Annotated in this window: 16 protein-coding genes; 10 read left to right on the forward strand and 6 right to left on the reverse strand. The window is 57.0% G+C overall.

Annotation, left to right across the window (positions count from 1 at the left end; genetic code table 11):
• The 9 genes from BM155_RS14680 (at position 1) to BM155_RS14720 (ending at position 7,701) form a co-directional block, all read left to right on the forward strand.
• A complete protein-coding gene (locus BM155_RS14680; protein WP_067155922.1) occupies positions 1 to 834 on the forward strand; it encodes a thymidylate synthase in 834 nt (277 codons plus the stop codon).
• A gap of 10 nt (positions 835 to 844) precedes the next feature.
• Positions 845 to 1,357, forward strand: coding sequence for a dihydrofolate reductase (locus tag BM155_RS14685; protein WP_067155920.1), 513 nt, complete (start codon positions 845 to 847; stop codon positions 1,355 to 1,357).
• Between the two features lie 287 nt (positions 1,358 to 1,644).
• A complete protein-coding gene (locus BM155_RS14690; protein ID WP_067155917.1) occupies positions 1,645 to 2,427 on the forward strand; it encodes a DUF3450 domain-containing protein in 783 nt (260 codons plus the stop codon).
• A complete protein-coding gene (locus BM155_RS14695) occupies positions 2,424 to 3,794 on the forward strand; it encodes a MotA/TolQ/ExbB proton channel family protein (protein WP_067155915.1) in 1,371 nt (456 codons plus the stop codon). The genes BM155_RS14690 and BM155_RS14695 overlap by 4 nt, the downstream gene beginning before the upstream one ends.
• Positions 3,795 to 3,808: 14 nt before the next feature.
• Positions 3,809 to 4,336 carry a MotA/TolQ/ExbB proton channel family protein gene (locus BM155_RS14700; RefSeq protein ID WP_067155914.1) on the forward strand — a complete coding sequence of 176 codons (528 nt, stop codon included), beginning with the start codon at positions 3,809 to 3,811 and terminating at the stop codon, positions 4,334 to 4,336.
• Between the two features lie 126 nt (positions 4,337 to 4,462).
• A complete protein-coding gene (locus BM155_RS14705; protein ID WP_067155911.1) occupies positions 4,463 to 4,864 on the forward strand; it encodes an ExbD/TolR family protein in 402 nt (133 codons plus the stop codon).
• Positions 4,865 to 4,869: 5 nt separating this feature from the next.
• Positions 4,870 to 5,493, forward strand: a complete 624-nt coding sequence (locus BM155_RS14710; RefSeq protein ID WP_067155908.1) for an energy transducer TonB — start codon at positions 4,870 to 4,872, stop codon at positions 5,491 to 5,493.
• Between the two features lie 11 nt (positions 5,494 to 5,504).
• Entirely contained in the window at positions 5,505 to 6,842 is a 1,338-nt protein-coding gene (locus BM155_RS14715) for a tetratricopeptide repeat protein (RefSeq protein ID WP_074903934.1), read from the forward strand.
• Positions 6,843 to 7,257: 415 nt separating this feature from the next.
• Complete coding sequence (locus BM155_RS14720) at positions 7,258 to 7,701, forward strand: energy transducer TonB (protein WP_175487812.1); 444 nt, start codon at positions 7,258 to 7,260, stop codon at positions 7,699 to 7,701.
• Between the two features lie 42 nt (positions 7,702 to 7,743).
• Here BM155_RS14720 and ilvD read toward each other — a convergent pair whose 3' ends face one another.
• From ilvD to BM155_RS14745, 5 genes are all read right to left on the reverse strand, one after another.
• A complete protein-coding gene (ilvD, locus tag BM155_RS14725) occupies positions 7,744 to 9,579 on the reverse strand; it encodes a dihydroxy-acid dehydratase (protein ID WP_074903936.1) in 1,836 nt (611 codons plus the stop codon).
• Between the two features lie 188 nt (positions 9,580 to 9,767).
• The gene (gene argA, locus BM155_RS14730) at positions 9,768 to 11,078 is read right to left on the reverse strand and encodes an amino-acid N-acetyltransferase (RefSeq protein WP_074903938.1); all 1,311 of its coding nucleotides are present in this window, start codon (positions 11,076 to 11,078) and stop codon (positions 9,768 to 9,770) included.
• 169 nt (positions 11,079 to 11,247) lie between these two features.
• Complete coding sequence (gene argE / locus BM155_RS14735) at positions 11,248 to 12,399, reverse strand: acetylornithine deacetylase (RefSeq protein WP_074903940.1); 1,152 nt, start codon at positions 12,397 to 12,399, stop codon at positions 11,248 to 11,250.
• Between the two features lie 163 nt (positions 12,400 to 12,562).
• Positions 12,563 to 13,837: an inorganic phosphate transporter gene (locus tag BM155_RS14740; protein ID WP_067155890.1), complete on the reverse strand. Its 1,275-nt coding sequence runs from the start codon at positions 13,835 to 13,837 to the stop codon at positions 12,563 to 12,565.
• Between the two features lie 13 nt (positions 13,838 to 13,850).
• Positions 13,851 to 14,528, reverse strand: a complete 678-nt coding sequence (locus BM155_RS14745; protein WP_067155888.1) for a TIGR00153 family protein — start codon at positions 14,526 to 14,528, stop codon at positions 13,851 to 13,853.
• 213 nt (positions 14,529 to 14,741) lie between these two features.
• Between BM155_RS14745 and tfpB the strand changes: the two genes are divergently transcribed.
• Positions 14,742 to 16,517, forward strand: a complete 1,776-nt coding sequence (gene tfpB, locus BM155_RS14750; RefSeq protein ID WP_067155885.1) for a type IV pilus assembly ATPase TfpB — start codon at positions 14,742 to 14,744, stop codon at positions 16,515 to 16,517.
• A 34-nt stretch (positions 16,518 to 16,551) separates the two neighbouring features.
• Here tfpB and traF read toward each other — a convergent pair whose 3' ends face one another.
• Positions 16,552 to 17,703, reverse strand: coding sequence for a conjugal transfer protein TraF (traF, locus tag BM155_RS14755; protein WP_083421217.1), 1,152 nt, complete (start codon positions 17,701 to 17,703; stop codon positions 16,552 to 16,554).
• Positions 17,704 to 17,752 lie beyond the last annotated feature (49 nt).

A 17,752-nucleotide genomic window follows, 5' to 3' on the forward strand; every position in this document is an offset into this window, starting at 1 on the left:
ATGAAGCAGTATCTGGATTTGATGCGCCATGTGCGTGAAAAGGGCACCCGCAAGAGCGATCGCACTGGAACTGGCACTCTGAGTGTGTTCGGCTATCAGATGCGCTTTGATTTGTCCGCGGGTTTTCCGCTGGTCACCACCAAGAAATGCCACCTGCGCTCGATTATTCACGAGTTGCTGTGGTTTTTGCGCGGCGATACCAATATCTCTTATTTGAAAGAACACGGTGTGCGCATCTGGGATGAATGGGCTGCGGATAACGGTGATCTGGGGCCTGTTTATGGCCGTCAGTGGCGTAGCTGGCCGGCCCCGGATGGCCGTTATATTGATCAGATGGCTCAGTTGCTCGAGCAGTTGAAAGCCCGTCCGGATTCCCGTCGCTTGATCGTCAGTGCCTGGAACCCCGCCGACCTTCCGGACGAGGGCGTGCCGCCGAAGGCGAATGTCGCTGAGGGGCGCATGGCGCTGGCCCCCTGCCACGCGTTCTTCCAGTTTTATGTGGCCGACGGCCGCCTGTCTTGCCAGCTGTACCAGCGCAGTGCCGATATCTTTCTCGGTGTGCCGTTCAATATCGCTTCCTACAGCTTGCTGACACTGATGATTGCGCAGGTGTGTGGCCTGAAGCCGGGTGAATTCATCCATACCTTCGGCGATGCCCACCTGTACTTGAATCACCTGGAACAAGTGGAAGAGCAGCTTGCTCGCGAGCCGTTACCGCTGCCGCAGATGCACCTGAATCCCGAGGTGAGCGATCTTTTCGCCTTTTGTTACGAGGATTTTGAGTTGCGCGGCTACCGGGCGCATCCGCATATCCCGGCGCCGGTGGCGGTATAGGTTCCCGGCGATGAGAGATATCCCCGTAGCCTTAATCGCCGCAGTGGCGCGCAATGGTGCCATAGGCCGTGCAAACCAGTTGCCCTGGCGTTTGTCCGGTGATTTGCAGTTCTTCAAGCGCGCCACACTCGGCAAACCGGTGGTGATGGGGCGCAAGACGTTTGAGTCTATCGGCCGGCCGCTACCGGGCCGCGAAAATATTGTGATCAGCAGCAATCCGGAATGGTCCGCTGCAGGAGTAAAATGTGCTCCATCCGTGGAGCAGGGGCTCGAGTTGGCCCGCCGGTCGGCTTTGGAGTCGGGCGCCGCGGAGATTATGGTGATCGGCGGCGGGCAAATTTACCGGCAGGCCATGCCCCGGGCCGTGCGCCTCTACATCACTCATGTGGACGCAGAGGTGGAAGGGGATGCTTTTTTTCCAGCGCTGGGTGACTGCTGGAAGGAGATCAGTCGCGAGTGTTACCCCGCGTCTGACAGGGACGAATATAGCTACTGCTTAGTTCAGTACGACAGGTTAAAATAAAATCATATTGATCAAAAAGCTATCATTCTGGTAGCTTTTGTTACTATCCGCACAGGTCAGATTGCCACAAGTGTGTGCATATCTCCCGGGTTTGTTACCTGGTTGTTACCTTGCTACACACATGGGGCAATACTGTCAATCGGCATTTGAATAATCAATTCTGCTGTTTACAATGTGCGGCTCTTAGCTGTCTTGACACTACTGTTTTTAAAACAAAAGGACACCGCGTTGTGGCAGCTAACTCATCGCGACCATGTTGTGAAATATTGAACCCACTGGGGGGTCTAATGAAAACCAAGCGATTCATGGCTGTGGCGCTGACCACTGCGCTCTCTGCCGGCGCGCTCTACGGCAGCGTAGCCAATGCGGATACTCTCGATAATGTGCTCGCCGTCGGTCAACAGAAGACCGCAGCGGCCCAGGCCTCACAAAAGCGCATCGACAAGATTGCCGAAGAGACCAGCAGCCTGCTGCAGGATTTCAAGGTGGTCAACAAGGAAATCGACGGTCTGCGAGTCTACAACCGCCAGCTTGAGAAGCAGCTGGCCAACCAGCTGGAAGTCATTAAAGAGCTGGACGAATCCATTGAAAACGTTACCGTGATCGAGCGCCAGATCCAGCCGCTGATTCTGCGTATGCTGGAAGGTCTGGAGCAGTTCATCGAGTTGGATATGCCCTTCAAGCTGGATGAGCGCCTCGCCAACCTTGAAGGTGTCAAGAACAACATGGACCGCTCGGATATCACTGTCGCGGAGAAATTCCGCCAGGTTCTGGAGCTGTACAACTTCGAAGCCGAATACGCGCGCAAGATCGACAGCTATAGCGATACCTTGAATGTGGCTGGCCAAGATCGCGAAGTAAAAGTGCTGCAGATCGGCCGCATCGCCCTGTTGGCTCAGACTACCGATTCCAAAATCTCTCTGGCCTACGACAAAGACCAGAAGGCCTGGGTTGAGATCGACTCCGGCGAATACCGCCGTGCAGTCATGAACGGCCTGAAGATCGCCAAGAAACAGGCCACTATCGATATTATGACCATGCCGATCCCGGCTCCGGAGGCAGCGCAATGAAAACCTCTATCGCCAAACGCGTAATAGTAGCAGCAGCGGCTGGCCTGATCAGTTTCTCCGCCGTTGCCCAGGATAAAGCCACTTCCCTGGATCAGCTGTTGAAGATGGTTCAGCAATCAAAAATTGCCGAATCCAAAGAACACAAGCAGCGTGAAGCCGAATTCCGTCGCCAGAAAGCCAATCAACAGGCCCTGTTGACGAAAGCCAAGAACACCCGAGCTGCCGAAGAGGCCCGTTCCGAGCGCTTGGAACAGAAGTACCAGGAGCAGGAAGTGATGGTTCAGCAGAAGCGTCAGCAGCTGGACGAACGCCTCGGTTCTCTGAAAGAACTTTTCGGCCACCTGACCTCCACCGCCGGCGACCTGCGCGCCAACCTCGACAACTCCATCGTATCCGCTCAATACCCCGGCCGCACCGAGTTCATCGATACGCTGATCGACAAAATGAACTCCGCTACCAAGCTGCCGACTATCGAGGAAATCGAGCGCCTGTGGTACGAGCTGCAGCGTGAGACTGTTGAGTCCGGCAAAGTGGTCAAGTTTACAGCCACCGTTATCAAGCCCGACGGTGAGCAGGTTGAACAGGAAGTTGTACGTGTTGGTAACTTCAACCTGGTCTCCAACGGTAAATATCTGGAAATGCTGGAAGGCTACAAGCTGGCCGAGCTGGTGCGCCAGCCCGATGGCAAGTACCTGAGCATGGCTCAGAACCTGCAAAACGCTTCCGCTGGCTTTACCGCTTTTGGCGTTGACCCGACCGGTCCTACTGGCGGTTCCTACCTGAAAGCCATGATCAACAGCCCGAGCCTGGTTGAACGTTGGCATCAGGGCGGCATTGTTGGCTACATCATCACCGGCGTCGGTGCGGTTGCGATGCTGCTGGCGATCTGGCGCCTGATCGTACTGTCCGGTGTCAGTGCCCGGGTTAATGCACAGCTGCGTTCTTCCTCCGCCAATACCAACAACCCCTTGGGTCGTGTACTGGCCGTAGCGGAAGAGAACAAGGGCGTGGACGGCGAAACTCTGGAACTGAAGATGGAAGAGGCGGTGCTGAAAGAGCGCCCGGCCATCGAGTCCGGTCTGAACCTGTTGAAGATCATCGCCATGGTGGCGCCGCTGCTGGGTCTGCTGGGTACCGTAACCGGTATGATCATCACCTTCCAGGCGATCACCATCTTCGGCGCTGGCGATCCGAAAGCTATGGCCGGCGGTATCTCCTCTGCGCTGGTAACCACCGTGCTGGGTCTGTGTGTTGCTATCCCGACAGTACTGATGCACACCATCGTAAACGGCCGGGCCAAGCGCATCCTGCACATCCTTGAAGAGCAGAGTGCAGGCATCGTGGCGGAAAACGCCGAGCGTAACTAAGAGGAGGCGGCAACATGCACGCATTGTCTGACGCATGGGCCGCCGTCAACGCCTTTATGGCGTCGGGCGGGCCAGTACTGTTTCTGATCGCCGGCCTGACCTTCTTTATGTGGACGCTGATTTTTGAGCGCGTCTTCTACTTCCACAAATCGTTGAAGGAAGACGTAAAGGGAGCGGTGGAGCAGTGGGAAGAGCGCGCTGAGCGCAAGTCCTGGAATGCCCATCGCATTCGTGAAGCGCTGATATCCCGGGTATCCGAGAAAATTCAAGACAACATGGACATGATCCAGACCTGTGTGGCTCTGGCCCCTCTGTTTGGGCTGCTGGGCACCGTTTGGGGCATGATCAATGTGTTTGAGGTTCTCGCGATCACCGGTGGCGGTGATGCCAAGCAGATGGCCAGTGGTGTTTCCATGGCAACTATCCCGACAATGGCGGGGATGGTTGCGGCACTGTCAGGCGTATTTGCCAACACCTACATCACCCGCAAGGCGGAGCGCGAAACCCAGCTTCTGGAAGATCATCTGACGATGGATCACTAAGGCGCCACAGGCGGCAGATACAGCCCGGCTTTATTTGCCGTGAAGGTTTAGCCAAGCCAGAAACTTTCGCCGGGGCATCTCTTATTGTGGAGAGCCCCGCCGAGAAAGTTTGCTAAGAGAGTTGCTATGAGCAGAAATCAAAATACGGCAGAAGAAGAAGCAGGCGCGATTGACCTCACTCCCATGCTGGACGTGGTGTTCATCATGCTGATCTTCTTTATCGTCACCGCTACCTTTATCAAGGAGCCGGGTGTCGATGTGTTGAAGCCGGAAGCGACACAGGCTGAACTCAAAGCCACCTCGATTTTGGTAGCGATCAAAGATAACGACGAAATCTGGATTGCCAAGGAAAAAGTAGACGAGCGCCAAGTGAAACTTACTCTGGAGCGCCTCTATGCGGAAAACCCGAAAGGGTGGTTGGTAATTCAGCCCGATAAAAAAGCGAGTATCGAGAAGATAGCCCTGATTGCAGACGCCGCCAGGAAAATCGGTATCGAGAAAGTTTCGGTCGCGACAGAAAAGAGTTAACAGCTATGAATCCGGTAAGACTATTAGGGGCGGGTGTACTGGCGGTTGCCACCACCTTTGCCCTGATCTTCACCATGCACGCGCTGATCGAGGCAAACCTCGGTGCTCCCAAAGAGGAGCAACAGATCAAGGTTGCCGATGTGGTGATGCCTGAGCAGAAGATCGAAACCCAGTACGATACCAGCAAGCCGGACAAGCCCGACGAGCCGGAAACGCCGCCGCCGGAAATGCCGGAGCCTGAGTTTGATCAGCCCGACCTGGATGACTCCATCAGCATGTCCGCACCGCGTGCGCAGGCTGACTTAAAGATCGGTGGTCTCGGCGGCGCATTCAGTGAGGGGGATTACCTGCCGATCGTGAAGGTGCAGCCGCAGTATCCCCGCCGGGCGTTGCAGCGGGGCATTGAAGGCTGGGTGATTGTGGAATATACGGTGACCAAAAATGGTTCCGTGCGCGATCCGCATGTGGTGGAGGCTTATACCGTAGACGGCAATCCCACTACCATCTTCAATCGGGCTGCGATCAAATCCGCGCTGAAGTACAAATATAAGCCGCGGGTAGTCGATGGAGAGCCGGTCGAAGTCCCTGGTGTACAAACCAAGATCAGCTTTAACCTGGCCAAGAACTAAAGGGGAAGCATATGAAGTTGACGACAGTGACGAGAGCTTTCACTAGGCTCGCCCTGCACACGTCGGTAGCGCTGCCCCTCGTACTGGCTCCGGCGGTGAGTGTCACCGTGCTGGAAAGCGCGGGTATGAAAGTCTCTTTTGCTCAGGCTCAGGCCCAGCAGAAGACACGCAAAGTGCCCGCGATGCGCGAGAATGTGTTTAAGAAGCTGGGTAAGGTGCAGGAAGCGGCCGATGCTGAGGACTGGAATGCGGCCTTGGCTGCATTGAAAGAGATGGAAGCCGGGAAGGCGAAGTACAATGCGTACGAAATCGCGCAGATGTACTATTTCTACGGCTACGTCTACTACAGTATGGAGCGCTTCAATGAAGCGATCACCTACTACAAGAAGGTGTTGGCGCAGGGGGCTGAAAACCTGCCTGTGGCACTGGAAGTGGGTACTCTGCTGACTATTGCCCAGCTGTATTTCGCAACAGAGAACTACGATCAGGCTCTGAATTACCTGAACAAGTGGTTTGCTGTAGCCGAGAAAGATCAGATTACTGCGGATTCCTATGCCCTGCGCGGCCAGGCCTATTACCAAAAAGGCGATAATGGTAAAGCGCTGTCGGATATCAATACTGCTGTGTCGATGTACGAAAAAGAGGGCAAGGTGCCGAAGGAGAGCTGGTTTGGCTTACAGCGCTTCCTCTATTACGAGAAAAATGATTACAAGAAAGTAACCTCGATTCTCGAGAAACTGGTCAAGCACTATCCGAAAGCCGAGTACTACAAGCAGCTTGCAGGTATGTACGGAGAGCTGAAGCGGGATAAGGATCAGCTGCATATGATGGAGGCGGCCTATATCGCTGGCGCTCTGCAGAAAGAGAAAGAGCTATTGAATATGGCCTATCTCTTTATGGGGAACGAGATGCCCTACAAAGGGGCCAAGGTCATCAAAAAAGGGCTCGCGGAGAAAAAGATCAAGCGCACTTCGAAGAATCTGGAAACCCTTGCACAGGCTTACCAGATGGCGCAGGAGTTGCAAAAATCTATCCCCGAGCTGGAGGCCGCGGCTCAGCTGTCCGACAAGGGTGACATTTATTCGCGTCTGGCCGGTATCTATCTGGATCTGGACAAGAATCAGAAAGCCGTTGAAATGGGTGCCAAAGCGCTCAAGAAAGGGGGCATCAAGCGCCCGGACCAGCTGTACATCGTTCTGGGTATGGCCAATGCCAACCTTAAAAAGTATGACACTGCATTGAAGCATTTGAAGGAAGCGAAAAAATACGATCGCTCCAAAAAATTTGCCGAGCAGTGGATTGCCTTTGTTGAGAGCGAGAAGAAACGCGAGGAGCAACTGGCGATCTGATTGCCATACACTCTTCCCATTGAAAAGGCCGCGCAGTGATGCGCGGCCTTTTTTTGTGGTGTTTGTTTTACAAGCGGTTGAAAAATGCACAGTTAATTGCGAATTATTTACAAATGCATGTAAATCGGCTATTAAATAACAGTAGCTGATCAGCTCCTTCCAACACTGGTGATGTTTACCGATTTAACACCCAAATAATAAAAGGAGAGGTGTTATGGGTAGAGCTTATCTGCTAATTTCCAATCTCCCGCTTGTTTCCCACCAACTGGCCCACTACGGGCGAAGTTTCGCAATGGCAGCTGTAGCCACCACGCTGCTAGTCGTGGCGATGAGTCGGTTGATTGCCACAGATTTTTCGGAGCCGCCTGCTGAAGAATATTCACCAATAAAGTCGGTTCATATGCCGGAAATGAAAGTGACAACGATCAGGGAGGAGCCGCCTCAACCGCCACAGCCGGTGCCCTCGCAGCCTACCTTTGATCCGCCAGCAGTGGACCCGACCATACCGAAAATCCCCACCGTAATGGCGCCGCCTACTGTCAGTAATGAGGCTAATCAGATAGTAGTTTCCAGGGATCCGGTACCGGTATTCAAACCCTCGCCCCGCTATCCCAGCGCCGCGTTGCGTAAAGGCATAGAGGGCTATGTTGTGGTGGAATTTACAATCACCAAGACGGGTAGCGTAAAGGATGTACGTGTAGTAGCGGGCTATGACAGCGCCGGCAATCCGACGAATGTTTTTAACCGCTCAGCGATCGCAGCTGCGGCGAGATTTAAATATCAGCCGCAGCTGAGGGATGGAGTGCCAGTGGAGCAATACGGTGTACGTAACCGTATCCGCTACAAGCTGGGGGATTAAAACAGGTGCAGGCGCGGCCTCAGGCCGCGCTTGTGGACTCGTTCAGTCTATTTCACGCACTGCACCCCTGTCTGCGCTGGTAGCCAGCAATGCATAGGCTTTCAGTGCTTTGCTTACTTTGCGCGGGCGCACCTCGGTAGGCTTCCAGGCATTCGCGCCTTTGGCTTCCATCGCGGAGCGCCTGCGCTCTAGTTCTTCATCACTGATCAGTATTTCAATACTGCGCGCCGGGATATCGATACGGATAGTGTCCCCATTTTCCACCAGTCCAATAGCGCCACCAGAGGCAGCCTCGGGTGATACGTGGCCGATGGAAAGTCCGGAGGTGCCGCCGGAGAAACGGCCGTCGGTAATCAATGCGCAAGATTTGCCCAGCCCCTTGGATTTCAAATAGCTGGTGGGATAGAGCATTTCCTGCATGCCGGGTCCGCCCTTGGGCCCCTCGTAACGCACAATGACAGCCTCGCCGGCCTCAACTTTGCCGCCGAGTATGTGCTCCACCGCAGCTTCTTGGCTTTCGACGATATGTGCTGGGCCCTCGAACCGCCACAGCGCCTCGTCAACGCCGGAGGTTTTCACCACACAGCCATTTGGGGCCAGGTTACCGAACAGCACCGCCAAACCACCCTCTGAGGTGTAGGCGTGTTGCACCGAGCGGATACAGCCGTTCTGCCGGTCATCGTCCAGACTGGGCCAGCGGGTGTCCTGGTGGAAGGCCGTCTGCGTGGGGATACCCGCCGGGCCGGCGCGGTAGAAACTGTGTACCGATGGGTCGTCGGTACGGCGTATGTCCCACTGTTCCAGGGCCTCAAGCAGTGTACGGCTGTGTACGGTGGGTAGGGATGTATCAAGCAGTCCCTCTGCCTCCAATTCGCCGAGAATGGCCATAACGCCACCGGCGCGGTGTACGTCCTCAATATGGTATTTCTGGGTGTTGGGCGCCACTTTGCATAATTGTGGAATATGTCGGGACAGGCGGTCGATGTCCGCCAGATTAAAGTCGATACCCCCCTCTTGGGCGGCGGCCAGAAGGTGCAGGATGGTGTTGGTGGAGCCCCCCATGGCGATGTCCAAGGCCATGGCATTTTCGAAAGCGGCGCGACAGGCGATGTTGCGCGGTAGGGCGCTTTCGTCGTCATTCTCGTAGTAGCGCTTGGCCAGGGAGACGATCTCACGACCGGCGCGGAGGAATAGCTGCTTGCGGTCGGCGTGTGTCGCCAGCAGGGTGCCGTTGCCTGGGAGGGCCAGGCCCAGGGCTTCGGTCAAACAGTTCATCGAGTTGGCGGTGAACATACCCGAGCAGGAGCCACAGGTGGGGCAGGCGGACCGCTCATATTCGGCTACCGTCTCTTCGGAGGCGGTGTCGGTGGCCGCGATCACCATTGCGTCGACGAGGTCCAGTTTGTGCTCGGCAAGCTTGGTCTTGCCGGCCTCCATAGGGCCGCCAGAAACAAATATGGTGGGAATATTCAGCCGCAGCGCGGCCATCAACATTCCGGGAGTGATCTTGTCGCAGTTGGAAATACAGACTAATGCGTCGGCACAGTGGGCATTGACCATGTACTCAACCGAGTCGGCGATAATCTCGCGGCTGGGCAGGCTGTAGAGCATACCGTCGTGCCCCATGGCGATGCCGTCGTCCACCGCGATGGTATTGAATTCTTTGGCCACGCCGCCGGCACGTTCTATTTCTTCCGCCACCAATTGGCCCATATCCTTTAAGTGCACGTGTCCGGGTACGAACTGGGTAAAGGAGTTGGCGATGGCGATGATCGGCTTTTGAAAATCGCCGTCTTTCATACCGGTCGCTCGCCACAGGGCGCGGGCGCCGGCCATATTGCGACCGGCGGTGGAAGTTCGGGAGCGGTATTGGGGCATAGAGAATTCCGGATAGATTCACTCAGTTGTGGTTTTGCACCGCCCCTAGCCGGACGGTACGACGTAGAAGGCGAAGGTTACCAAAATTGTGAAAATTTTGCGCGCTGTGAGGCTGTTATGCCCTAAGGGGAGATTTGCATCCCAATTTTTGGGGATGCAAAGGGTTATAGTCCTTTTAAATCCCGGTGTTATGGATGCAGCCGCTTTCGCAAAACACGCGAATTGCGCTGTATGTTGTACAGGGATTGGCGCGAAGCCGGCAGGTCTTTTGCTGTCGCCGGGTTAAAGCCCTGCTCGATAAACCAGTGTTCAGTCTGCGTGGTCAGTACAAAGAGTTCATTAATCCCGAGCACACCCGCCTGACGTTCCAGGTGACGCAATAGCTTGGCGCCGCGACCGCTGCCGCGGAAATCCGGGTGTATAGCTACACAGGCAAGTTCCGCCGCGACAACCTGACCCTGTTCATCGTGAATCGGATACAGCGCGGCGCAGGCGACCGGAGTGCCGTCCACTTCTACCAACGTGAAGTGGTCGATTTCCGCTTCCAGCTTTTCCCGCGGGCGTCGCACCAGTATGCCCTGTGTCTCCAAGGGGCGAATCAGGCCGAGAATGCCTCCCACATCGGTGATACGTGCGCGGCGGATCACTTCGTAGCTGTCGCGGTAAATCATGGTGCCGGCGCCCTCGCGGCGAAACAGCTCCTGTATCAGCGCTCCGTTCTGCGCGTAGCTCAGCAGATGTGTGCGCGGCGTGCCGGCATTGCAGGCGGCGATAGCGCAGCGCAAAGCTGCGCTGTCCACCCGCGAGGTGATTTGTTCCGCCTGCACGATACTGAGCTCCGTGACACGTTCGCCGTCAATCGAGAGTTGTGGTGCTTCGCGAAACAACACCAGTTTTTCTGCCTGCAAGGCACGCGCGGCTTCCGAGGCTAAATCGAGATAATTGAGGTTGAACAGTTCGCCGGTCAGCGACGTGCCCAGCGGAGACAGCAGTACCAACGCGCCCTGCTCCAGAGCGTGCTGAATGGTTTTTACCTCCATGCGGCGTACAGTACCGGTCCAGCGCAGGTCCACACCGTCGAGCACGCCGATAGGGCGCGCGGTAATGAAATTGCCCGACACGACCTTCAGTGCCGAACGCGCCATTGGTGAGTCCGGCAAGCCCTGGGAAAAAGCGGCTTCCAGTTCGAAGCGGAGTTTGCCTACCGCGGCCTTGATTACCTCCAGTGTTTCGCGGTCGGTAACGCGGGTGTTGCCGTGAAATTGATTCGCGATACCGCGCTCGGCCAGGGCCCGATTTATCTGCGCGCGCGCACCGTGGACAACCACCAGACGTGCTCCCAGGCTGACCAGCAGCGTGAGGTCATGCACCAGGTTGCGGAAATTTGCGTGTTCCAGTGCATCGCCGGGAAGGCCGATCACCAGGGTACGGCCGCGCAGGTCGTTGATATAAGGTGCGGCGTGGCGAAACCAGTTTAGGGAGGCGTTGTCATCGCTCACTAATTTGTACCCCGTTTGTTTTGCAGCCCTGGCGAATATACAGCAATTTTACCTTTCCCCTATAGCTGCAGTTGACGAACCGGTGTTACCTTCAGAGGGGGTTTCATCCGGGTGCGAGCGAAGTGGGATTGCCACCTAAAAAGACTCATGAGTACTTTTTCCTGCTGCATCAAAGGCAAAATCTTGCGATCAGTCCGCGCAGTATCGATACCATTGGTTCGATACGCTCCAGCCCGAGAAACTCATCTGGCTGGTGGGCTTGATTGATGTCGCCCGGCCCCAGAACGATGGTGTCCATCCCCATACTTTTCAAATAGGGGGCCTCGGTGGCGAAGGCCACGCTTTCGGCGCTGTTGCCGGTGAGCTTTTCGGCGGTTTTTACCAACTCTGAGTGGATATCCTGTTCGAAGGCCTCGGTGCCCGCAAACAGCGGCGCATAGTCGAGTTTGATTTTTTCGTCCTCGATACATGCGTGCAGGCGTTGTTGCAGTTCCGCGCGCAGGTCAGTCAGCGCCATGCCTGGCAGGGGGCGAATATCAAACTGCAATTCCACATGGCCACAGATCCGGTTCGGATTGTCTCCACCGTGGATGCAGCCCAGATTCATTGTTGGAACCGGTACGGCAAAACCGGGGTTGTGGTAACGCTGCTGCCACTCTCCGCGCAATTTCAACAATTCGCCGATAGCAGTGTGCATCGCTTCCAGAGCATTGGCGCCCAAGGCCGGGTTGGAGGAGTGGCCGGACTGGCCGGTAATACGTACCGCCTCCATCATGGCGCCTTTATGCGTGTAAACGGGTTTGAGCCCGGTGGGCTCGCCCACTACGGCATAGCGGGCCTTGGGCCGGCCGGCTTTAACCAAGGCGCGGGCGCCGGCCATCGAAGTTTCTTCATCAGCGGTGGCAAGCACGATCAATGGCTGCCGCAGCGGTTTGTCACTAAAAGTTTTTGCAGCCTCTATAGCGATCGGGAAAAAGCCTTTCATATCAGTGGCTCCCAGGCCGTAGAGGCGGTTGTCCCGCTCCACCAACTGAAAGGGGTCAGTTTGCCATCGGCCCTCGTCGAAGGGCACTGTGTCTGTGTGCCCGGCCAACACGAGGCCGCCGTCACCCCGGCCGAGGGTAGCGATCATATTGACCTTTTGCGGCTGGTTTGCGATTGGCATCAGCTCGACATTAAAGCCCAGGGTTTCCAGCCAGACCGCCAGAAGCTCAACGACTCCGCGGTTGCCCATGTCGAGAGCGGGGTCGGTGGCGCTGATGCTGGGGCTGGCGACCAGTTGCCGCAGTTGCTGCTTCAGATCCGGAAGCGGTTTGACCATGGTGGTTTCCTTTTGTTGGCCCTTTCCTCTTTTTAGTATCGGACCGCGGGTGTCGCATGGGCGGCTGTGCGCAAAGTGCGGGAATCTCTATTCCCGTGCATAAAAAAAGGAGGCGCTTTGCGCCTCCTTTTTATCAAAGTGCTTGGGGTGGAACCAGCTGTTTCTAGCCGAATACGCCCTTGAAGAAAAAGAAGAACAGGATTGCGATACCGGCACCTGCGGGCAAAGTAACCACCCAGGATACGGCAATGGTGCTGACCATACGCAAGTTGAGCGCACCGATACCCCGGGCCAGTCCTACCCCCAGTACCGCTCCGACCAGTGTGTGGGTGGTGGATACCGGCAGGCCGGTACCGGAGGCCAGCACTACAGTGGACGCAGCGGCGAGCTCTGCGGCAAAGCCGCGGCTGGGCGTCAGTTCGGTGATCTTTTTGCCGATGGTGGCCATTACCTTAAAACCGTAAGTGGCCAGCCCGACAATGATTCCCACTCCCCCCAGCAGCAAAATCCATGACGGCATGGTTGCCTTGGCCAATACCGCGCCACTCTGCACCGTGCTGACTACCGCGGCCAGAGGTCCCACGGCGTTGGCCACGTCGTTGGAGCCGTGGGCAAAGGCCATGGCACAGGCGGTGAAAATCATCAGGATTGCGAAGAGACGCTCGACACTGGCGAAGCGGTTGCTCTGCTCCTCAGCCGGGTTGCGTTTGATGCGCTTCAACATGGCGATGCCGACGGACATCACCAGCAAGCCCACCAGTGCGGCGATGCCGGCGTCTTGCAAGAAGCTCAGCTTTATATCCAAATCCTTAAACAGGTGTTTGAGCCCTTTGGTGAGGGTGACCATGGACACCATCCAGCCCGCCGCGAACATATACATGGGGATATAGCGCTTGGCGTTGGCAAAGGGGTCGGCGGTATCGAGAATAAGGCGTTGGACACTGCGGAACAGCAGAAAGGAAATGGTGCCGGCCAACAGCGGTGATACCACCCAGCTGGCGACGATGGATACCACCTTGCCCCAGGCCACCGCTTCGATGGATATCCCCACGGCCGAGAAGCCGACAATGGCACCGACAATGGAGTGCGTGGTGGATACCGGCCAGCCGAGCAGGCTGGCAATCAGCAGCCACGTACCCGCCGCCAGTAGTGCCGACAGCATTCCGTAGACGAGCAGCTCCGGTTGATCCGTGAACACTTGGGCATCGATGATGCCCTTGCGGATGGTGGCGGTCACTTCGCCGCCAGCCAAATAGGCTCCGGCAAACTCGAACACCATGGCGATGACGATTGCCTGTCTGACGGTCAGGGCGCGAGAGCCTACAGAGGTGCCCATGGCGTTGGCCACGTCGTTGGCGCCTACTCCCCAGGCCATAAAAAAGCCGAATACACAGGCGAGAATCAGCAGGATATTCCCGTATTGACTCAGAATTTCCACTGTCGATCCCCCGTTAACGCGCCAGCAGTAACTGCAAGCGGTTGCCCACGCTGAGGGCGCGATCGGCCAGATCGCCGACCCACTCGATAATCCGGTAGAGGAATATCACATCCACCGGCGGCAGGTCTTTCTCGATGGCAAACAGGGCTGCACGAATTTCCACTTCCAGCTTGTCGGATTTGCGCTCCAGTTCGTCCAGTTCTTCGATCATACGCCGGACGATATCCACTTCGCGGCCGGCGAAACCGCTTTCCAGCAGCTCATCCAATTCGTTGATCGCGCGCAGGGCTTGCGCGGAAGTGGCGACGGCGCTGTCGACGAAGGTCTTCATCAGCGGCTGGAGAGGGGCGGGAATCTGCATCTTGCGGCCGATCGCCAAGCCGGCGATATCCTGGGCGGTGTTGGCCACCTCGTCCTGAGCGTGCAGCAGCACTAGCAGGTCGGACCGGGATACCGGCATAAACAGACTGTCAGGCAAGTGTAAGCGCAGGTCTTTTTTGATGTCGTCGGCGCGGTTCTCCGCGGCGGAGATGCGTTGCTGCACAATTTCCGCCTCGGTGAGGTCTCCGCGCATCAGTGCCTCGAAAAAGGGAACCAGATCCGCCGAGGCCTCGTGGGCCGTGGCCATGTGCTTTTCGATCGGTTTTATCGGCGAGCGGCCAAACAGGTTGGCGATATTGGACAGGGGCATGGTGAGCTCCTTTGTAGAACATCTGGGAACCACTGAGTGCCCCCGCAGTGCCACTGCGGTGAGTTTCAGGGAACCCTCGGGTGCGAAATGGCCGGCATGGTACCCCAAGTTGCCGCAAAATCGGTAACCTAGCGGTCACAGCGCACTGTTGCAGGGTGCGGATAAAGCTACAATGCGCGGTTGGCAGCAAAAGGATAGACGGGGGTTTTCCCTATGACAGTGAGCAAAGCGGTGAACCGGATTCTGGATTTACCCGGGTTGCTGGACGACTTAGTAGCCCAGGGCTATGTGAGCCGCCAGGACGCCAATCGCCTGATCGGCACTCCGCGCACCGCCGAGCAGGCGCAGATGCACCCGCTCAGCTATATCGCCAGCTGTGAGCTGCAAAATCAGAGGCGCCCTGGCAAGGTATTGGACGCGGCTACCTTGACCCAGTGGCTGGCGGATACCTCGTCGCACGGCCTCTACCATATAGACCCGCTGAAGGTGAATGTGGGCGCTGTGACCGAGGTAATGAGTTTTCAGTTCGCCAAGCGCCACCAGATTCTCTGTGTCGAAGCGACGAAGGAGATGCTACTGGTCGCCACCGCGCAGCCCTACGCCAGCGGCTGGGAGGAGCAGCTGGAACACACCAGCGGTCGCACCGTACAGCGGGTGGTGGCCGATCCGGCGGATATCCAGCGCTACTGCGTCGAGTTCTATTCCCTCGCCAACTCAATCTCCGGTGCCAGTGGTCTCAAAGGCAGTTCATCTGCCGGGAATTTTGAACAGCTTCTGGAGCTGGGCAAGCTGAACGAGCCGGACGCCGACGATCAGCACATTGTCAATATCGTCGACTGGCTGTTACAACACGCATTTGATCAGCGCGCCAGTGATATTCATATAGAGCCGCGTCGAGGGGTGGGCCGTATCCGCTTCCGCATTGACGGTGTCTTGCATCCAATTCACGAGTTACCGGACGCGGTCAATGCGGCAGTGACCAGCCGCCTGAAAATTCTCGGGCGAATGAACGTTGCCGAAAAGCGCAAGCCCCAGGACGGTCGCATCAAAACCAAGCGCCAGGACGGCAGCGAGGTGGAGCTGCGTCTTTCTACACTGCCTACCGCCTTTGGCGAGAAGCTGGTGATGCGTATTTTCGATCCCGAGGTCTTGGCGCGCTCATACGCGGACCTGGGCCTCGGCGGCGAGGATTTGGCGCGCTGGCAGAAGATGTTGTCACGCCCCAACGGCATTGTACTGGTTACCGGTCCCACTGGCTCCGGCAAGACCACGACCCTCTACACTGGCCTCAAACAGCTGGCCACCAGTGAAGTGAATGTGTCCACCATCGAGGACCCGATCGAGATGGTGGAGGAGAGCTTTAATCAGACTCAGGTGCAGCACAGCATCGGCCTGGACTTTGCCGCGGGTATCCGCACGCTAATGCGCCAGGACCCGGACATTATCATGGTGGGTGAGATCCGCGATCTGGAAACTGCCGAGATGGCGGTGCAGGCGGCACTTACCGGGCATTTGGTGATATCCACTCTCCACACCAACGACGCCCCCACCGCGGTGACTCGTCTGCTGGATCTGGGACTGCCGCACTATTTGTTGAAATCAACGGTGATCGGGGTTATGGCGCAGCGGCTGGTGCGTACTCTGTGTCCGGCCTGCAAGCGCAAAGGCACTATCAGTGAAGAGGACTGGCAAACGCTGGTGCGCCCGTGGAAGGCGCCGCTGCCGGAAACCACATATCGGCCGGAGGGCTGTCTGGAATGCCGCAACACCGGCTACCTCGGCCGCCAGGGAATCTACGAGATACTGCCGTTCACCGAATCCATCCAGGCGCTGGTGACTGCGGACTGCGATTTGCAGGCGCTGCGGCACCAGGCGATGCGCGAGGGAATGAACAGTTTGCGGTTATCCGGTGCCCGCAAGGTGGCGGCGGGTATCACTACTGTTGCAGAGGTGCTGCGGGTCGCGCCGCCGCCGGATATTGCGTTTTAGGGTGGACTTCCTTGTCCGAAAACGGCCAGACTGCTCAGAAGTTGACGCCAAACTGCATTGCCGCGCCGTAGGTGTCGTTATCTCCGTAGAGTGCCGAGATATCCATATTGATAACACCGAAGGGCGTGAGCCCCAGGCCCAGGGAGACGGTGTCATCCATTGCCGATTTTAAATCGGTCTTGTACCCGAGGCGCAGCTGGGCCCAGCCCCAGGCATTCATTTCCAGGCCAATCCGCGCGAACTGAGTGTCTGCACCCAGACCGGGGATTTCCGCCGCGTTGGCATCTATGTCAAATGCCGCGGTCAGCCAGCCGTTGCGGTAACCGCCTCCGAGCGTTAGACGCGGCTCCAGTGTCACCTTCTCCCCGGAGATGGTTTTGTAATCTTTGGCGATCAGGTTGCTGAGGGTGGCGCCTACCTGCCAATTGCCGAACGCTTGCTGATAGCCCAGATCCAGGTTGAAGCCGGAATCTTCGCTGCGGTATTCGTCTGCGTCGAACTCCTCGTCATCGAAGTCCGCCACGGTCGTCAGGTATTCGAAGGTCTCCACCTGTTGCAGTTTCGGTGCTATGCCGAAGGACATATCGCCAAACTGCCGCGCTATGGTTACCCCGCCTTCGGTGATTAGGGCACCCTGTAAGAGAACGGCGCTGTTCAGGCTGTCCGAGTCGAAAACTGCATTCAGGTCTCGGGCATTTTCGATCAGGGTCACGTCGCCGTCATCCACCAGCGTGGTGCCCGCCAGCATCAGGTTAGTGCGGGCGAAGAGGCTGGTGGAGTAATCGCCGATGGGGAGACTCAGGGATAGGCCGCCGCCGCCTTGTAACCAGATCTGACTGTCGTCGATGGCTTCCAGCTGGTTGATCAGCGTATCTGCGGTGGTTTCGCCTATCAGCATCTGATCCACTTCGTCGAGGGTATCGCTGAGTTCCTCAGCGTTATCCAGCAGTTCGTCTTTGTCGGATGCTTGCAGGCCCAGATCCAGGTGCAGGTTGTGACTGTTGTCCCTATCGTAACCGGCCATGGCGGCCGGGTTGAGGCTGGCCGCTCGGCTGTAGTCGGCGGTGGCGACACCTGCACTGGACATGCCCATGGCGCGGGCGTCAAAACTGTCCGCATGGACTGCCGCGGAGACGCCGAGGGTTGCGGTGACCCATAGTGAAATGTGTCTGGGTAAGGGCTTCATGAATAGTCCTGTTTACTTCTTGTTGGTTTTAAAGGTCGTTGGGATGAGG

Origin of the sequence: Microbulbifer thermotolerans (assembly GCF_900112305.1) — a bacterium.
Classification (GTDB): domain Bacteria; phylum Pseudomonadota; class Gammaproteobacteria; order Pseudomonadales; family Cellvibrionaceae; genus Microbulbifer; species Microbulbifer thermotolerans.

Excerpts from the sequence above, each read along its gene's own strand:
- argE (WP_074903940.1), bottom strand. The coding sequence starts at position 12,399 with ATGGTCAAACCGCTTCCGGATCTGAAGCAGCAACTGCGGCAACTGGTC.
- traF (WP_083421217.1), bottom strand. The coding sequence starts at position 17,703 with ATGAAGCCCTTACCCAGACACATTTCACTATGGGTCACCGCAACCCTC.
- ilvD (WP_074903936.1), bottom strand. The coding sequence starts at position 9,579 with ATGCCCCAATACCGCTCCCGAACTTCCACCGCCGGTCGCAATATGGCC.
- BM155_RS14710 (WP_067155908.1), top strand. The coding sequence starts at position 4,870 with ATGAATCCGGTAAGACTATTAGGGGCGGGTGTACTGGCGGTTGCCACC.
- BM155_RS14745 (WP_067155888.1), bottom strand. The coding sequence starts at position 14,528 with ATGCCCCTGTCCAATATCGCCAACCTGTTTGGCCGCTCGCCGATAAAA.
- tfpB (WP_067155885.1), top strand. The coding sequence starts at position 14,742 with ATGACAGTGAGCAAAGCGGTGAACCGGATTCTGGATTTACCCGGGTTG.
- BM155_RS14700 (WP_067155914.1), top strand. The coding sequence starts at position 3,809 with ATGCACGCATTGTCTGACGCATGGGCCGCCGTCAACGCCTTTATGGCG.
- BM155_RS14715 (WP_074903934.1), top strand. The coding sequence starts at position 5,505 with ATGAAGTTGACGACAGTGACGAGAGCTTTCACTAGGCTCGCCCTGCAC.
- BM155_RS14685 (WP_067155920.1), top strand. The coding sequence starts at position 845 with ATGAGAGATATCCCCGTAGCCTTAATCGCCGCAGTGGCGCGCAATGGT.
- BM155_RS14680 (WP_067155922.1), top strand. The coding sequence starts at position 1 with ATGAAGCAGTATCTGGATTTGATGCGCCATGTGCGTGAAAAGGGCACC.
- BM155_RS14695 (WP_067155915.1), top strand. The coding sequence starts at position 2,424 with ATGAAAACCTCTATCGCCAAACGCGTAATAGTAGCAGCAGCGGCTGGC.
- BM155_RS14690 (WP_067155917.1), top strand. The coding sequence starts at position 1,645 with ATGAAAACCAAGCGATTCATGGCTGTGGCGCTGACCACTGCGCTCTCT.
- BM155_RS14705 (WP_067155911.1), top strand. The coding sequence starts at position 4,463 with ATGAGCAGAAATCAAAATACGGCAGAAGAAGAAGCAGGCGCGATTGAC.